Consider the following 12,765-nt stretch of genomic DNA (forward strand, 5'->3'; position numbering starts at 1 on the left):
GGATCAGCAATCCATCCAGCCGGTGCGGCGCTGGCACGCGTCGAAGTTCGCGCCGACCTTGTCTTGGCGGCACACGAAGGCATCATTCGGCAGGTCGTAGGAGACGACCCAGGAGCGGCCGTAACGCTCGTGGAGATGCACGACCTCGCCACCGGTCAGCGTCACATGGATGGCCCGGGCGTCGGCGGGAGCCTCGTGCGCCGACGCAATGGATTCGGCCTTCACGGTCGCGAGCTTCTGCTCGATCTCGTGAGCGAGCTGCGGACCAATACCGCCCCCGTCACAACCTGCGATGACGCCAGCGAACCAGAGCTTGAAATCGTCGAGCTTCATCACGCACCCATCCAGCCGCCGCGGCCACCACGGGCGCCACGGCTTCCGATCTTCAGAGGCGCTGGCTCCGTCTCAGCGAAGCGGCGCATCATGTAGCCGTAGCGCGATGCCGAGAGGCGATCGTCGCGCTCCTTCACGATCTTCCCGTCCTTGCGGTGGTAGAGGCGGAACTCGCCGAGCCAGCCCGAAAGGTGCCGGAAGACCTTCCAACGGCCGGTCTGCATCCGCGCCAGCATGTCGAGGACGCCCGCCTCGACACCGTTGCCGCCGTCCTCGTGCGTGGCCTTCTCGTGCAGCATGGCGAGGCCCTGCGTGCGGTACTGGCTGGCCAGATCCTCGCCCGAGCCTTTATCGTGCTGGAGGCCATCGTGCGGCCACGCGACCGGCAACCAGTCGCCCCATGGCTTCACGGCCGCGGCGTGAATGACCGGTGTCGACTCGCTCTGCGCGTACTCGGCGGTCAGGTACCAGATATCCGCGTCGCGATCCCAGGCCGAGCGGATCGCGGCAAAGGGGTGATCCCAGCCGAAGTCGACGCCGACGATCTGCGGCCAGTGCGCCGGGATCGCGAACGCGTCGCAGAGGATGTCCTCTTCCTGGATCGGAAAGATGCGGCCCGAGCCGAGCGATGGCAGCCCCTTGGTGCGGGCCTCGCGCTCGTGAGCCGGGTACGCGTCGATGATCGCCTGCCGCTGCTCGGGCGTGTAGTGCTCCGCATCGTGGATCGTCATGCGGGTGATGTGCTTACTCACCGAGCCCACACTCCTGCACGAAGCTGTCCACCGTGGTCGACATGCCCTTCAGCGGCGTGAAGGTCAGGAAGACGAACCCGTGCGTCGCGTTCGTTCGGGTCAGCGCTTCCATGTAGAGGGCGTGGTCCGGCTCCTCATCGAGCCACACGAAGTCGAGCGTCTCGCCCTGCCACTTCGTGCGGCCCTGGTCGTAGCTCTTGAAGCCTAGCATCGAGAGCCCGCCGGAGACGTGCTCGACCATGATACCGTCGAGGGCGTTCGGCACGCCCTGGCGCCGGGTCCAGTCCTTCAACCGGGCCTTCGGGACCCAGCCCGTGCCCCATGCCTGCTCGTTCTTCGGTTCGCCGACGAGGTAGCGTTGCACGCCGTCTCGCGTGACTTCGTTCGTCTCTGAGCCGGCCCAGCCGCGAACAGGACGATCAAAGCGACGGCCACGCCACCAATCGGGATAGAGGCCGGTGAGGTGGATCGCAGTTTCGGCGGCCCCGGCCAGCGTCTTTCCGAGCTGGTTGCCCGCCATGAAAAGGCGCTCGCGGTGCTCAGACGACGCGTTGTGGAATTCGCGTTGCTTCGCGTAGGGCCCGTAGGCGGCCAGCTTGTTTTCAGCCGCCCGCCGAGCCCTCTCCTTCTCCAGCCTCGCCAGCAGGGCCGATCTCTGCTCGGACGACGTCAATGAGGCGAGCAAGCTCATCGTCGCTCATCTCCTCGACGGCGCTGCGTTCGATCTTCAGTTCCTTCGGCAGCAGCGACGCGACCACCTTCACGTAGGCGACCGGGTCCTCTTCGCGGGCGGCCTGGATCGCGAGGACGCCGTGCGTGTCGAAGTCGCTCGATAGGGCCGTGAGGAAGGCCTCGCCGAGCTTGTTGCGGGAGCCCTTCGGACGCCCAGCCGGGTTGCCGGACTGGCCCGGCTTGAAGGGTGGGGCACCCTGTTTTTGCCCTGTATTATCAGGGGTCACGACTCAGCCCTTCCGCCGCTCGCAGACGATCTTGTGCCGCTCGCCCGGCGCGAGGCCGAGATGCGTGGCCAGGACCTCGCCGACCTTCAGGCAGTCGAACTGCCCGGACGGCTGCACCAGCATGTCGGTCGCGTTCTCGCGCGAGCAGGCGGGCGCCTCGATGCCAGCCGGGCAGGCAAGGGCGACCGCGAGGAAGCCGTCGGCAGCGATCGACGGATGCGGGGCCGCGAGCAGCACGGCCAGCGGGACCACGCCGAAGAGGAGCCACGCGCGGTCGAACCGCGGCGGGCGGGGATCGGCGGTGCGGGTCATCGCTCGTCCTTCGGGTGGATGAAGCCGATGGGGCCGATGCGGTCTCGGCGCATCAGCGGCGTGCCGGAGGCGTCGAGCAGCCCGCTCTCGCGCCATTCGCCGGCAGGCTCGAAGACCGTCACGTCGCGGACGACGGCCATGTCATCGAACTGGTCGAGCACGATGTCCGCGCGCGGCCGGCGCGGCGCGGGGATGGCGCGGTACTCACGCATCAGTGCACCGTGCGCGAAAGCGGGAACACGAACGCGGGCGCTGGCCGGGCCGGGCGGCGGCCGACCGCCGCGACGGCGACGCCGGCCAGGACGAGGAGAGCGACGAGGCGGGGCATCAGGAGGCCCTCGCCGCAGTCGGTCGGCCGGGGCCGGTGTCCCCGCGCAGGGGCGCCTTGCCGTAGAGGCCGCGGGCCTTGCCCGTCAGGTCGCGGCGCAGGGCGCGCACCCGGCGAACCTCGTGCCCCCCACGACACATCCACCACGGGAGCGGCGGCGAGATGATCGGCGAGGCCGGCAATCTCGCGGTCGAGGACCACGATCTCGCGCAGGATGCCCGGCACGCGGGCGAGTTGGGCGGCGTCGAGCATCACAGGCGGATCCTCTTCAGCACCGTCTCGGCGACCTCCGCCAGTGTGGCGTCGGCTTCGTCGCGGGGCGTGGTGTCGAGCAGGGCGACGGGCTCCGGCAGCGGGCGGAGGATGCCCTTGCGGCGGAGGTGCGCGCCGTAGGCCGAGGCCGCGGGGTCGATGCGGCCGAGGCGGACCGCCTCGTCGTAGGAGGAGGCGGGGCGGGCGGTCATAGGAAGCCTTTGCCGGCGTGGTTCTTGAAGGCCTTCGCCCGGCGGTCGTAGGCCTTGAGGGTCTTCACCTCGCGGTGCCGGGTCACATCCATGACCTTCAGCAGGTCGGCGCCCGCCTCGAGCGCGGAGGTGACGAAGCCGGCGCGGAGGGAGTGGCCCGAGAACAGCGAGGCATCGAGCTTGGCGGCCTCGGCGTAGCGCTTCACAATGTTGGCGACGGTCCGGTCGGTCAGGTCGAAGACCCGGCCTTCCTTGATGCCGGCAGCGGCGAGCCACTCCTCGACCGCTTCGACCGGCTTCAGCTTCCCGCCGCGGGGGATCGCGACGACGTGGCCCTCGCCTTCCTGATCCGTCTTCGACTTGCGGATGTGGACGAACAGGCCGTCCGGTGTGCGCTCCAGGTCGCCGACGAGGAGGCCCACGATCTCGGACCGACGGAGCGCTGCGGCGAAGCCGAGCAGCAGCACCGCGCGATCCCGCTTGCCGGTCAGCGTGTCGGGCACCTTCTTCAGCATTGCGCCGATCGCGCGGGCGGTGGCTGGCGCCTTGCGTTCGACGGCCACGCCGAGCCGGCGCTTGATGCCCCGGAGCACCGCCTTCACGGCTTCCGCGTTGGTCGGCGGCTCGTGCCCGGCGATCCGGTGCGTGTAGCCGATGGCGGCGGCCCGCCGGACGATCGTGGAGGCCTTCAGCCCGCGGTCGGCGAGGCTGGCGAGGTAGGCCGCGACCGTGGCCGGCGAGGCCGGCGCGGCGGGTTGCCCGAGCCCGGCGGCCCAGGCGGTGAAGTCGGACCAGTCCGAGGCGTAGGCCCGTCGCGTCGCATCGCTTTTTTCAGCGAGCGCGTACTGCGCGGCCGAGGCCAGATGATCTTGGAAGACAACGACTTCCGCCGGTGCGACCGGCACCGGCAGAGTGTTCATGATTGTTCCGGGAACGACTGTTATCGGAAAACCGGAGGCCTACTCTAAAGCCCGGTTTCGAGTGGTTGAGAGTGGCGGATCAGCCCGCCTCCCGAGCCCGCGGCATCCGCAGTTCGACGCTGAACGACCGCCCGCCATAGGTGCGCCGGCCGGTGCCGAAGGACAACATCTCGGGGACGCCGATCTCGCGCCGCAGCTTGCGGACCAGGGTGCGGACCCGCTTGCAGTGCGAATCCTTCGCCTCGAGGTAATCGGCCTGATCGCGGAAGCGCCGACGGCAGAAGGCCTCGGCCTCCTGCTCGATCGCCGTGAGGGTGGCGTGCGCGCTCATCGGGGGCCGATCATGGCAGAGAAGCTCTCGTCCGTCCCGCGCAGGCAACGCCGTGGCTGTGGGTCGGTTCGAGAGAGGGAAAGGGGTGCCGGCCTCCGCGCCGGCGGGCGAGCTCGTAGGGTGAGCCTTTCCGTCCAGTTTTCCGCCTTGGATCTTGGGCGCCCCATCAGGGGAAGAGTTGAAAGCGAGGCTCGGTCATGTCGGCCTTGGCGCCTTCGAGCGCCCGAGAAGGGCGGTCCGGGTCCGGTATCTACCGGCAGCGAGAGTGATTGTTGGGCGGCTCGGCGGCACGGCCATCATAGGTGGGCCGGCTCCCCGGTTCTGGGGCCGCTATTTCACGAGAGGTGCGGACGGTGGCGGGGTCAGAGCTTCATGGCTGCCTCCCCGATTTCCGGTCCAGATACAGCAACGCCCGCGGCCATTCCTGGCTGCGGGCGCGGGTCGCTCCACGTAGTGATCTCTGACGTTTCATCCGTCGGGTGTCAAGCAGCGGCGGCAGCGCGGAGGATGACCTCGCGGTCGAGGTAGGCACCGTGCTTGACCGAGATGCGGCCGATGACGGGGTCAACCTTGGCGATCTTGTTCTTCACGTAGAAGCGGGCGACCGCGTCAGCCTGGGCGGAGGTGATGCCAGCCGCGGCGACCAGGGTCTCGGCGAAGTTCGCGTAGGCGTTGAGGATGCGGATCGCGGTGTTGCGGTTGCCTTCGGCGGCGTAGGACTTGGCCATCTGGGTCTCTCCATCACCGGGCGACACCGCCCTTGCGACAGGTTCGTTATAGGGCCATTGGCCCTAACATGTCAATCAGAAAAGGGCCATTGGCCCTACATTTCTGTTGCCGGTGCCGCCCCGTTCCGCAACGTTGCTTCAACCTCTTCCGGCCGGATCTTCGCACCGATCAGGAACCGCAGAAACCGCGCTACGGTTGGGGGCACCTCGCGAGCAGTCGGTCCCGGCTCAGCGCACCACCGCCGAACGGTGCGGCCATCCACGCCGAGCAGCCGAGCGCCCCCAGCCTGGGTGAGGCCGAGGGCTTCCAGAGCCTCGCGCATCTGGGCGGCACTCATCGCGTCCGCGGTGCTGCGGACGCTCTCAGGGTCGGACATGGGATTTGCTCCAGGTGGGCGGCTCAAGCCGCCCGGGTTGCGGGGATGATCTTGGCGACGCGGGCCGCCTCGTCGTGCTCCGGCCAACGCGGGGCGCGGTTCAGGAGGGCGCAGAGATCGTGCCCGCTCAGCCGGGCGATCGCGGCGCGGACCGTCTCGACGAAGGCAGCGCTCTCGGTGCGGCGGCAATGCACGTAGCCGATGCCGCTGTGGACGGCCTCGGCGTGGGGATGGGGCTTCGGGATCACGTAGCCCTCGACGGAGCCGGCCGAGCCCTCGGTGCCGCCGCTGTAGCCGGTGACGATCTCGCCCGACGGCAGCAGCCAGGACGTCTTCGAGTAAGACATGTCGATCATGCCGTCGAAGCCGCGCGAGGAGTAGGCGGACGTGACCGCCTCGACCTGCGCGAGGGTCGGGCCATCGGTCCAGGCGATGTCGGTGGAGGAGCCGCCGGAGTAGCTCGAACCGCGAACGGTGAACTTCGTGCCGGGGAAGGCGCGCTTCAGGTGCGCGCGGAGGATCTTGTTCGTCTCGGCGAGGCCGATGTAGCGGGTCGGCTCGGACTTGGGGGCGACCGGCTTAACGGGGAAGGCAACGAGGGTCATTGGGGAAGCTCCATCACCGGGCAACATCGCCCTTGCGATGGGTTTGTTATAGGGCCAATGGCCCTAAGACGTCAACCCTTAAAAGGGCCATTGGCCCTCTTTTTCTAGCTTTCGTCCGCCGTCAGCCGGTGCCGCGCGTTGACCCGATCCCGCACCCGAGCGTCCCGTCCAGCCAGGCTCAACGCATGCTCGTTCATGTGCGGCGCGTAGCGGCTCTCTTCGCCTCCCCAGGCATGCCCGTGCCCGGCCGGCACCACCCGCCCGCGCTCGTCGGTCTCCTCGCCGGTGCTCTCTGTGCGAAAGAAGCGATCAACGACGGTGGCGACGCCCTCGGCGGCAAAGTCAGCGTCGAGGTATTCAAGCAGGATGCGGAAATGCTCCGCGACGCAGGCGGTGCCGCGGTCGCCCGCCTTGCCGCGGGCTTCGGCGAATTGGCCGAAGGTCTGCCGGCCCGTCAGAACCTCGCCGACGAATCGGGCGCCCGGCACTCCGACAGCGCGAATGATCTTGCCCTTGAGCTTGGCGACGAGGCGGGCGTCCTCGATGGCGTAGATGACGGACAGTTCGTGGGCGACGACCTGGTCGCGTGAGCCGGAGGCGTTCCACATGCCGCCGCCAGAGCGGGCGCCGGAAGCACGTTCGAGGATTGCCTGCACTTGGCGCCCGACCTCGTACTGCGAGACCGTGATGCGCCCGTGGCCGCGCTCCATTTCCAGTACGTCCACCCGACGGTTGATGGTGGCCTGCAGGCGCTTGCCCGGCTCCAACGGATCATCGACGGCGCCGACCGTGGTGTCAGCGGATTGACGCCGAGCCGGACGGCCGAGACCGGCGCCATGCTGATAGGCGCCCACTCGATTGTAGCGGTCGCCGCGCGGGTCGCGCTCGCGCGCCGAACCGGCATAGCGCGTGCGCTGGGCGGAGATCGCAGGAAGAGAAGACGAAGCGGCGACAGACACGAGCCTGACCTCGGGTAGAGCGCAACCGTGATGGGCGCTCGGCAACTCTTGGCTCGGATGCGGTTGGTTTCAGTGTCAACGATTATTTTGCATGCGATGAGCGTCATTTAGGCTTTCGACGATGTGGTCGGTCGCCCACGAGACCCAGCGCAGCACAGTATTTCGCTTCCAGCCTCGCTCCCGGCAGAACTCTCGGAAGGAGCGCCCTTCAGCCTCAAGCATCACGGACGTGAGCAGGTACGTTCGAGCTCGGTCCGTCATTGGGTGTCCAGGCGGCAAGAACATGGAGGCCCAATCCAGAGCGCTGCGCGCGCTCGAGGTATGCCCCATGAAGGCAGGACGCCGCCCCTCGCGCCACCCACCGACCATGGACAGCCGAACGCGCTTGGCTGTCCAGACCGGGCGGGCCGGCGGATCAGGTCCTTCCGGGGGCGCGAGCATCAGGCTACGGGGGCGTCACTTACTGGGGCGCCCGCGTCACGCAGACCCACAGCAGGACCCGACCGGCGCGGCGCTGTTGCTCCGCGCGGCCGGCCGCCTCGCACACCTGCATCGTCGCGAACGACTCGGCCGCGACGGAGTGGTCGGCGGCGGGCGTGGCGCCGCTGAGGAACAGGATCAGGACGACGGACACGGGCGGGCTCAAGCCGAGGCTGGGGCGGAGTCCGTCCGCGCGCCAAGTTCGTCGGCCATGCGTCTGATTTCGATGCGAGAAAGGCCGGAAGCCGTCGCCACCTGGCCCTCCGAAAGCACCCCCTCTCGGTGAAGCTGGATCACGAGGGGCAGCAGGCCGGCGCAGCACGGGCAGGGCGCCGCCGGGCGAGTGTAGGCACCCGCGTGGCCCCTATCGCCGTACCGTTGGCGGCGGGTCTCCCACGACTTCCTACGCACCTCGGACAGGTTTGCTTGTGCGGTCACGGTCGCTCCTCACTTCCCAAACAGCCAGATCGGCACGCAATCCGGCGAGATGACCGCGGGCCGGCGATCAACGACGACCGACCCGCCGATGCGGTCGAGGTGGATCTCGCGCTCGCACAGGGCGATGCAGCGGCGCGGATAGACGGTGACCATCGTGCCGGTGCAGTCGGCGCGGGAGGCGCCGGCGGTCCGGTGGACACCGAACAGCGCTTCCGTGCTCCACCCGAAGTCGGCAGCGGCCTCGCCCCAATCGTCGAGGAAGGCGAGCATCGCCCGGCGCACCGAGCGCCAGACTCCGGAGCGTCCGGCCGGTCCTGGCTCAATCCAGATCATGCCGGGGCAGGGGATTCGATCATCCGGCAGGCTCAGCACGCCGGCCCGCCAGGAGGCGACGAGGGAGGCGGAATCGGTGAGGGCGAGGGCGGCGCTCATGGGGCGGTCCGCGGCCGGATGCGGACGACGTAGAGCGCCCGCGCCTCGCCGAAGCGGGCCCGCCCATCGCGACCCATCTCGGCGCCGCGTCCGTCAGCGTGCCAGATGCCGTCGGTAAGTGGCGCACGCTGCCGGCTCGGGTAGACGTTCACCCACCAGACGCGGATGCCGGCGACGATCGCGGCCATGGACGAGGAGGCCATCAGGCAACCCGCTCCTTCTGCGCCGACGCCTTGGCATCGAGCCGCGCGGCGAGCTGCGCGAGGGACCCGCCGGAAGCGACCTCGCGGAACTTGGCGCCGGCCTCGTGCAGCACGTCCTCACGAGCGGCGGCGACCGCCTCAGGCGACGGGCGAGGGCGCCCAGGCTCGGCCTCGCCTCCCCGGTTCAGCCAGGACGCCGCGATCTCGGCGACCTTCGCCCGGTCCTCGTCGGTCGGCGGCTCGTAGACCTCCGCCTCGAGGATTTGCCGGATGTGGACGAGCTTCGCCCGCAGCGGGATCAGCCCCTCGCGAACCTCGGCAGCGAACTCGGCCGGCGACGGCCGCCAGCGGCGCGACCAGGGCAAAAGGGTCATGCCGTTCCGGAAGCGCTCGGACGCCCTCTGGATACCGGCGAGCGGGAGATCCTTCAGCGCCGAGATGTATTCCGAGACGAGCACTTCCTCCTCGTCGGCACCGCGCCCGCGCCCTTGCTCGAATCCGAGCAGAACCCGGCTCACCAAGGCGTCCACGAGTTCGCGCCGCTGGCTGGGCGCGAGTTCAGCCTTCAGCCGCTCGGCGACGTCGGAGAGCGCGCGACGCTCCGCTGTCGTGGCCGCCAAAGCCCGCGGCACGCAGAAGCGGGTCGGCTGGCCGTCCACCGGAGCCAGCTTGCCATGCAAGGCCGAGATCTTCGCCTCGACCTGGTTCAGCGTCGGGAGAGTTCGCGTCGACGGCAGGCGGTTCGACATCGTAGGGCCCTTGCAGGGATTGCGAGTAGAGGCGGACCACGCGGCCAGCGAAGCCGGTGGGAGCGGGGGCGAAACCGCCGCCGCGTGGCCCGCTTGGTGGCAGGCGGTCGAGATCGGCCCGCCGCCGCCGAAGGCGGGATTCGACCCAGGTCGAGAAGTCGGCGAGTTCCCGCCCGTCGGCGTCCTCGATCACCTCGAGCACGACGGCAGCCTCGTCCCGAGCGATGCCGAGCCAGTGACCGATCAGGGCGCGAGCCGAGCGACGGGACCGGCCGGTGTTGGCGCTGATCAGGTCCACGCCGATCGTCAGCAGGGCTTGGCGGTTCGACCGAGCCAGTTCCGCGGCCTCGCCGCCCGCCTGCCCGGCATCGCCGGCCGAGCCGTCAGGCTCGGAACCGGGGTTGGCGGGGGGGTTAAGGGGGGGTGGAGGGGGTGCAGGGGGAGGCGGGGGGCCATCCGGGGGGGAGGCAGGGGGTAATGCGTTACCGCCGTTACCAGCGTTACTTGCGTTACGGTGCGTTTCACGGTGGCGCCGGACCCGCGCCGCAGTCTGCGCCCGGCGCTTCTCTGTCTTGGCGTCGACCTCATCGGCCTCGGCCTTCTCTTCCGCGGCGACGGCTGCCACCAGCATCTCGGCAGTGGCGCCGGCCGCGAGCATGGCTCTGAGAACTTCGGATCGAATGGCCATGGCTCTACTCCGCTGCCATCGGCAGGGATTGGGGTTCGGGCTCGACGTCGACGAAGTCCTCCCAGGAGAGGCGCCCCAGCGTGGTCGGCCCCCGGTGGGAGCGGTCCCAGACGAACCAAGCGAAGGCGGTCATGCTGGTGGCCTTGGGGCCCTCCCAGCCGTCGCGGTGCATCATCGGCAGCCGCTTCCGGAAGACGTGGACGCGGGCCAGCGTGCCGGTGTCGAGCAGAGAGCCGCGCGTGATCCCCTCGTAGAAGGCGAGCCGCAGCAGCATCATCACGCGCGGACAAAGCTCGACGGCTTTCTCGGCGAAGGCGCGGGCGTGCTTGTAGGGGGGATTCGTGACGATGCAGTCGACCCCGAACGGAGCGCCGTGCAGCTTCAGGAAGTCCATCTCCGCGACCTGCCCGGGGCAGCCGTAGGAGACGAGATCGGTCGGCACCACTTCGTGGCCGGCCGCGCACAGCTCACGCACGATGGCGCCGGGCCCGCAGGCCGGTTCCCAGATCCGCTGCGGCAGCCACTCGGTTGCAAGCAGTGCCCGCACCGCGACGCCGGGCGTCTCGTACAGGTCGTTTCCGCGCTCAGCGTGCGGGTGAGCCTTGTTCTCGCGGTAGCTCATGCCGCCTCCAGCGCGCCCGGGCGCGGCCAGATCGGAGAGATGGATTCGAGGATGACGCCCGGCGGCACGACACGCACGGTCGCCGCCAACTCGGCGTGCTCACGGTGCCAGTCGAGCACGACGCGCCGCGCCTTCCGGTCGTTGTCGATGACGCCGTGCTTCTGCAGGAGATCGCTCGTCGCCTTCGACAGGTTGTCGAGGTCGGCCTTCGTCTCCGCCTCGGGGACGGCGAGCAGCAGGATGTAGGCGCCCGGCACCCGGCCGGGCCGCTGTGCCTGGAGCCGCCAGCCTGCAGCGACGATCCAGGCCTTGTAGGCGTCGGAGCGCATCGGCCGGCCGCTGCCATGACTGTGCAGGTCGTTGGCCGAGGGCGGGACCGGGAGCAGGACGGTCAGCTCGTCGACCACGCGGCGGGGCGCGGGGGCGAACAGGGGACCGTGCGTCGGAGGCGGGCGGCGGGCCATGGATCAGCCCTCACGCGTCGGCGGCCACGCCTCAGGAGCGAACGTCCGCGCGAGCGAAGGATCGGCCCAGAGTGGGGGCGGCTCATAATCGGGATGCGGCCGGGCGTGCTCGATGACGATGCGCAGCACCGCAGCCGGATCATCAACGGGCAACTTCAGCCGCTCGCCGAGCACCAGCGTGCGCTTGATCCCCTCCATAGTCTGGCGGAGGAGGGACGGCGCCGCGCCGCGGGTGATCTCCGCGAGCCCATCGATCGTGTCGTCGTCGAAGGCGAACGGGAGCCCGTACCGCTTCAGGATCGCCCACCGCTCGTCATCACCGGGGAGCGCCACATCGATTTGGAGACCGAAGCGCCGCCACAGCGCCTTGTCGAGCTTGTCGTGTCGGTTGGTCGCCGCGATCAGCCGTCCGCCGAACGCCTCGATCTTCTGGAGCAGCGTCGTCAGCGCCGCGTTCATCTCCCGCGCGCAAGCCTGATCGTCGTTGCTGCGCTCGGAGCCGATCGCGTCGATTTCGTCCATCAGCACGACGCACGGAACGGCGACCTTGGCCAAGCCGTCGAACAGCTCGGCGACCTTCCTGCCTGTGCCACCGAGCTTCGCCTCGACGAGCTGATCCGCCTGGACGATGACCAGCGGCACACCGAGTCGGGCGGCGAGATGATGCGCGAGCGTCGTCTTTCCGCAGCCGGGCGGCCCGTACAGCAGGGCAGTGCTGCGCGGCTTCACGCCGACCGCCGCGAGGTCGTCGGCGGCATGGATCTCGGCCAGCCACCCAAGGATCGCGGCGCGGACGCGGACGCCGAGGATCGGCTCCTCCGCATCTCTCGACTCGCGCACGTCAGCCAGGGGTCCGAGTTCCGTGCGTAGGCGCTGCGCGGCGCTGGCCTCCTCCGCCGCAGCCTTTCCGCGCTGGGCGCGGCCCGGAGCCATCTCGCGGACGGGCCTCATGCCGAGGCTCCATCGCCCGCGTCATCCGCCGCCGGCTTCTTCTTCCGGCGGAAGGCGTCCGGGATCTCCATTCCGTCAGAGCCCTTGCGGACACACCAGCCCTCGTCCCAGGCGGCGCGGCGCGGATCACCGGCGACGTAGGGATTCGCGAACACGCGCTCGCCCGCTTCGGCCGCGGCGGAGCCTTCCTCGCGCGCCGCTGCGATGGTCTCTTCGCTCATCGCTCCCGACGGCGGAGACGCCTCTTCAGAGGCCGCCCCATCTGAGGCGTCTTCGTCACGATCCGCGTCTTCGTCCTGCGCAGGAGTGTGGTCGACAGGATCGTCAATCGGATCGAAGCGGCGGCGCGCAGCATCGCCGAGCGGGGTCCCGTCGAGCATGCCGAGGCTCGCGAGATAGACGTCGGCGAGGGCGGCTGTTTCCTGCCGCGCCGCGCGATCGGACTCGTCCTCCATCATCCGAGCGACGACGAGCATCAGGGCCTTCTTGTCGTAGCCCTGCGCGCCGGCCTCGTTTCGGATGTCCTTGATGTCCGCTTGGAAAGCTTTGATCTCTTCTTTCAGTCGAACAATCCGCTCCGCATAGGAGCGAAGCATCTCAGCAGCGGACGAGTTGGCTTGCGCGCGTCGGCGACTTGTGTTTCCCATGACCATCTCCAAAGGAAGACTTC

General features: G+C 69.3%; 20 protein-coding genes and 1 pseudogene. All 21 read right to left on the reverse strand.

Annotated elements, in window-relative coordinates:
- Window positions 1-3: 3 nt before the first annotated feature.
- The 21 genes and pseudogenes from FHU13_RS01060 to FHU13_RS01160 all read right to left on the reverse strand — a co-directional run bounded on the left by FHU13_RS01060 (window position 4) and on the right by FHU13_RS01160 (window position 12,742).
- Window positions 4-333 (reverse strand): hypothetical protein, encoded by a 330-nt coding sequence (locus FHU13_RS01060; RefSeq protein ID WP_183434006.1) that lies wholly within the window; start codon window positions 331-333, stop codon window positions 4-6.
- A pseudogene (locus FHU13_RS01065) lies at window positions 333-1,776 on the reverse strand (terminase large subunit domain-containing protein). The gene FHU13_RS01060 and the pseudogene FHU13_RS01065 overlap by 1 nt, the downstream one beginning before the upstream one ends.
- Window positions 1,688-2,044 carry a DUF5681 domain-containing protein gene (locus tag FHU13_RS01070; protein ID WP_183434007.1) on the reverse strand — a complete coding sequence of 119 codons (357 nt, stop codon included), beginning with the start codon at window positions 2,042-2,044 and terminating at the stop codon, window positions 1,688-1,690. Before FHU13_RS01070 ends, FHU13_RS01065 begins: the two are co-directional and overlap by 89 nt.
- Before the next feature lie 3 nt (window positions 2,045-2,047).
- Window positions 2,048-2,356 carry a hypothetical protein gene (locus FHU13_RS01075; RefSeq protein ID WP_183434008.1) on the reverse strand — a complete coding sequence of 103 codons (309 nt, stop codon included), beginning with the start codon at window positions 2,354-2,356 and terminating at the stop codon, window positions 2,048-2,050.
- Window positions 2,353-2,568, reverse strand: coding sequence for a hypothetical protein (locus FHU13_RS01080; RefSeq protein ID WP_183434009.1), 216 nt, complete (start codon window positions 2,566-2,568; stop codon window positions 2,353-2,355). The genes FHU13_RS01075 and FHU13_RS01080 overlap by 4 nt, the downstream gene beginning before the upstream one ends.
- The gene (locus FHU13_RS01085) at window positions 2,568-2,936 is read right to left on the reverse strand and encodes a hypothetical protein (protein WP_183434010.1); all 369 of its coding nucleotides are present in this window, start codon (window positions 2,934-2,936) and stop codon (window positions 2,568-2,570) included. The genes FHU13_RS01080 and FHU13_RS01085 overlap by 1 nt, the downstream gene beginning before the upstream one ends.
- Entirely contained in the window at window positions 2,936-3,148 is a 213-nt protein-coding gene (locus tag FHU13_RS01090; RefSeq protein WP_183434011.1) for a hypothetical protein, read from the reverse strand. Before FHU13_RS01090 ends, FHU13_RS01085 begins: the two co-directional genes overlap by 1 nt.
- Complete coding sequence (locus tag FHU13_RS01095; protein WP_183434012.1) at window positions 3,145-4,068, reverse strand: site-specific integrase; 924 nt, start codon at window positions 4,066-4,068, stop codon at window positions 3,145-3,147. The genes FHU13_RS01090 and FHU13_RS01095 overlap by 4 nt, the downstream gene beginning before the upstream one ends.
- A 79-nt stretch (window positions 4,069-4,147) precedes the next feature.
- Window positions 4,148-4,399: a hypothetical protein gene (locus FHU13_RS01100; protein WP_183434013.1), complete on the reverse strand. Its 252-nt coding sequence runs from the start codon at window positions 4,397-4,399 to the stop codon at window positions 4,148-4,150.
- Between the two features lie 482 nt (window positions 4,400-4,881).
- Window positions 4,882-5,127 carry a hypothetical protein gene (locus FHU13_RS01105; protein ID WP_183434014.1) on the reverse strand — a complete coding sequence of 82 codons (246 nt, stop codon included), beginning with the start codon at window positions 5,125-5,127 and terminating at the stop codon, window positions 4,882-4,884.
- 95 nt (window positions 5,128-5,222) lie between these two features.
- Window positions 5,223-5,504 (reverse strand): helix-turn-helix domain-containing protein, encoded by a 282-nt coding sequence (locus FHU13_RS01110; protein WP_183434015.1) that lies wholly within the window; start codon window positions 5,502-5,504, stop codon window positions 5,223-5,225.
- A 23-nt stretch (window positions 5,505-5,527) separates the two neighbouring features.
- Entirely contained in the window at window positions 5,528-6,109 is a 582-nt protein-coding gene (locus FHU13_RS01115) for an LPD29 domain-containing protein (RefSeq protein WP_183434016.1), read from the reverse strand.
- Window positions 6,110-6,213: 104 nt separating this feature from the next.
- Window positions 6,214-7,068, reverse strand: a complete 855-nt coding sequence (locus FHU13_RS01120) for a hypothetical protein (RefSeq protein WP_183434017.1) — start codon at window positions 7,066-7,068, stop codon at window positions 6,214-6,216.
- A gap of 460 nt (window positions 7,069-7,528) precedes the next feature.
- Window positions 7,529-7,714: a hypothetical protein gene (locus FHU13_RS01125; protein ID WP_183434018.1), complete on the reverse strand. Its 186-nt coding sequence runs from the start codon at window positions 7,712-7,714 to the stop codon at window positions 7,529-7,531.
- Between the two features lie 281 nt (window positions 7,715-7,995).
- The gene (locus FHU13_RS01130) at window positions 7,996-8,418 is read right to left on the reverse strand and encodes a hypothetical protein (protein ID WP_183434019.1); all 423 of its coding nucleotides are present in this window, start codon (window positions 8,416-8,418) and stop codon (window positions 7,996-7,998) included.
- Window positions 8,415-8,621 (reverse strand): hypothetical protein, encoded by a 207-nt coding sequence (locus tag FHU13_RS01135; protein ID WP_183434020.1) that lies wholly within the window; start codon window positions 8,619-8,621, stop codon window positions 8,415-8,417. Before FHU13_RS01135 ends, FHU13_RS01130 begins: the two co-directional genes overlap by 4 nt.
- Window positions 8,621-9,370, reverse strand: a complete 750-nt coding sequence (locus FHU13_RS01140; RefSeq protein ID WP_183434021.1) for a hypothetical protein — start codon at window positions 9,368-9,370, stop codon at window positions 8,621-8,623. Before FHU13_RS01140 ends, FHU13_RS01135 begins: the two co-directional genes overlap by 1 nt.
- Window positions 9,371-10,062: 692 nt before the next feature.
- Complete coding sequence (locus FHU13_RS01145; RefSeq protein ID WP_183434022.1) at window positions 10,063-10,680, reverse strand: class I SAM-dependent methyltransferase; 618 nt, start codon at window positions 10,678-10,680, stop codon at window positions 10,063-10,065.
- Window positions 10,677-11,144, reverse strand: coding sequence for a RusA family crossover junction endodeoxyribonuclease (locus tag FHU13_RS01150; RefSeq protein WP_183434023.1), 468 nt, complete (start codon window positions 11,142-11,144; stop codon window positions 10,677-10,679). Before FHU13_RS01150 ends, FHU13_RS01145 begins: the two co-directional genes overlap by 4 nt.
- Before the next feature lie 3 nt (window positions 11,145-11,147).
- The gene (locus FHU13_RS01155; protein WP_183434024.1) at window positions 11,148-12,095 is read right to left on the reverse strand and encodes an ATP-binding protein; all 948 of its coding nucleotides are present in this window, start codon (window positions 12,093-12,095) and stop codon (window positions 11,148-11,150) included.
- The gene (locus FHU13_RS01160; RefSeq protein ID WP_183434025.1) at window positions 12,092-12,742 is read right to left on the reverse strand and encodes a GapR family DNA-binding domain-containing protein; all 651 of its coding nucleotides are present in this window, start codon (window positions 12,740-12,742) and stop codon (window positions 12,092-12,094) included. The genes FHU13_RS01155 and FHU13_RS01160 overlap by 4 nt, the downstream gene beginning before the upstream one ends.
- Between the last annotated feature and the right edge of the window lie 23 nt (window positions 12,743-12,765).

It is taken from the genome of Methylobacterium sp. R2-1 (assembly GCF_014191355.1).
Taxonomy (GTDB): domain Bacteria; phylum Pseudomonadota; class Alphaproteobacteria; order Rhizobiales; family Beijerinckiaceae; genus Methylobacterium.

What these genes read in the sequence shown, in the direction of transcription:
- FHU13_RS01080 (WP_183434009.1), bottom strand. Translation starts at nt 2,568, where the DNA reads ATGCGTGAGTACCGCGCCATCCCCGCGCCGCGCCGGCCGCGCGCGGAC.
- FHU13_RS01095 (WP_183434012.1), bottom strand. Translation starts at nt 4,068, where the DNA reads ATGAACACTCTGCCGGTGCCGGTCGCACCGGCGGAAGTCGTTGTCTTC.
- FHU13_RS01075 (WP_183434008.1), bottom strand. Translation starts at nt 2,356, where the DNA reads ATGACCCGCACCGCCGATCCCCGCCCGCCGCGGTTCGACCGCGCGTGG.
- FHU13_RS01130 (WP_183434019.1), bottom strand. Translation starts at nt 8,418, where the DNA reads ATGAGCGCCGCCCTCGCCCTCACCGATTCCGCCTCCCTCGTCGCCTCC.
- FHU13_RS01145 (WP_183434022.1), bottom strand. Translation starts at nt 10,680, where the DNA reads ATGAGCTACCGCGAGAACAAGGCTCACCCGCACGCTGAGCGCGGAAAC.
- FHU13_RS01150 (WP_183434023.1), bottom strand. Translation starts at nt 11,144, where the DNA reads ATGGCCCGCCGCCCGCCTCCGACGCACGGTCCCCTGTTCGCCCCCGCG.
- FHU13_RS01105 (WP_183434014.1), bottom strand. Translation starts at nt 5,127, where the DNA reads ATGGCCAAGTCCTACGCCGCCGAAGGCAACCGCAACACCGCGATCCGC.
- FHU13_RS01140 (WP_183434021.1), bottom strand. Translation starts at nt 9,370, where the DNA reads ATGTCGAACCGCCTGCCGTCGACGCGAACTCTCCCGACGCTGAACCAG.
- FHU13_RS01160 (WP_183434025.1), bottom strand. Translation starts at nt 12,742, where the DNA reads ATGGGAAACACAAGTCGCCGACGCGCGCAAGCCAACTCGTCCGCTGCT.
- FHU13_RS01155 (WP_183434024.1), bottom strand. Translation starts at nt 12,095, where the DNA reads ATGAGGCCCGTCCGCGAGATGGCTCCGGGCCGCGCCCAGCGCGGAAAG.
- FHU13_RS01100 (WP_183434013.1), bottom strand. Translation starts at nt 4,399, where the DNA reads ATGAGCGCGCACGCCACCCTCACGGCGATCGAGCAGGAGGCCGAGGCC.
- FHU13_RS01135 (WP_183434020.1), bottom strand. Translation starts at nt 8,621, where the DNA reads ATGGCCTCCTCGTCCATGGCCGCGATCGTCGCCGGCATCCGCGTCTGG.
- FHU13_RS01115 (WP_183434016.1), bottom strand. Translation starts at nt 6,109, where the DNA reads ATGACCCTCGTTGCCTTCCCCGTTAAGCCGGTCGCCCCCAAGTCCGAG.
- FHU13_RS01090 (WP_183434011.1), bottom strand. Translation starts at nt 3,148, where the DNA reads ATGACCGCCCGCCCCGCCTCCTCCTACGACGAGGCGGTCCGCCTCGGC.
- FHU13_RS01085 (WP_183434010.1), bottom strand. Translation starts at nt 2,936, where the DNA reads ATGCTCGACGCCGCCCAACTCGCCCGCGTGCCGGGCATCCTGCGCGAG.
- FHU13_RS01060 (WP_183434006.1), bottom strand. Translation starts at nt 333, where the DNA reads ATGAAGCTCGACGATTTCAAGCTCTGGTTCGCTGGCGTCATCGCAGGT.
- FHU13_RS01110 (WP_183434015.1), bottom strand. Translation starts at nt 5,504, where the DNA reads ATGTCCGACCCTGAGAGCGTCCGCAGCACCGCGGACGCGATGAGTGCC.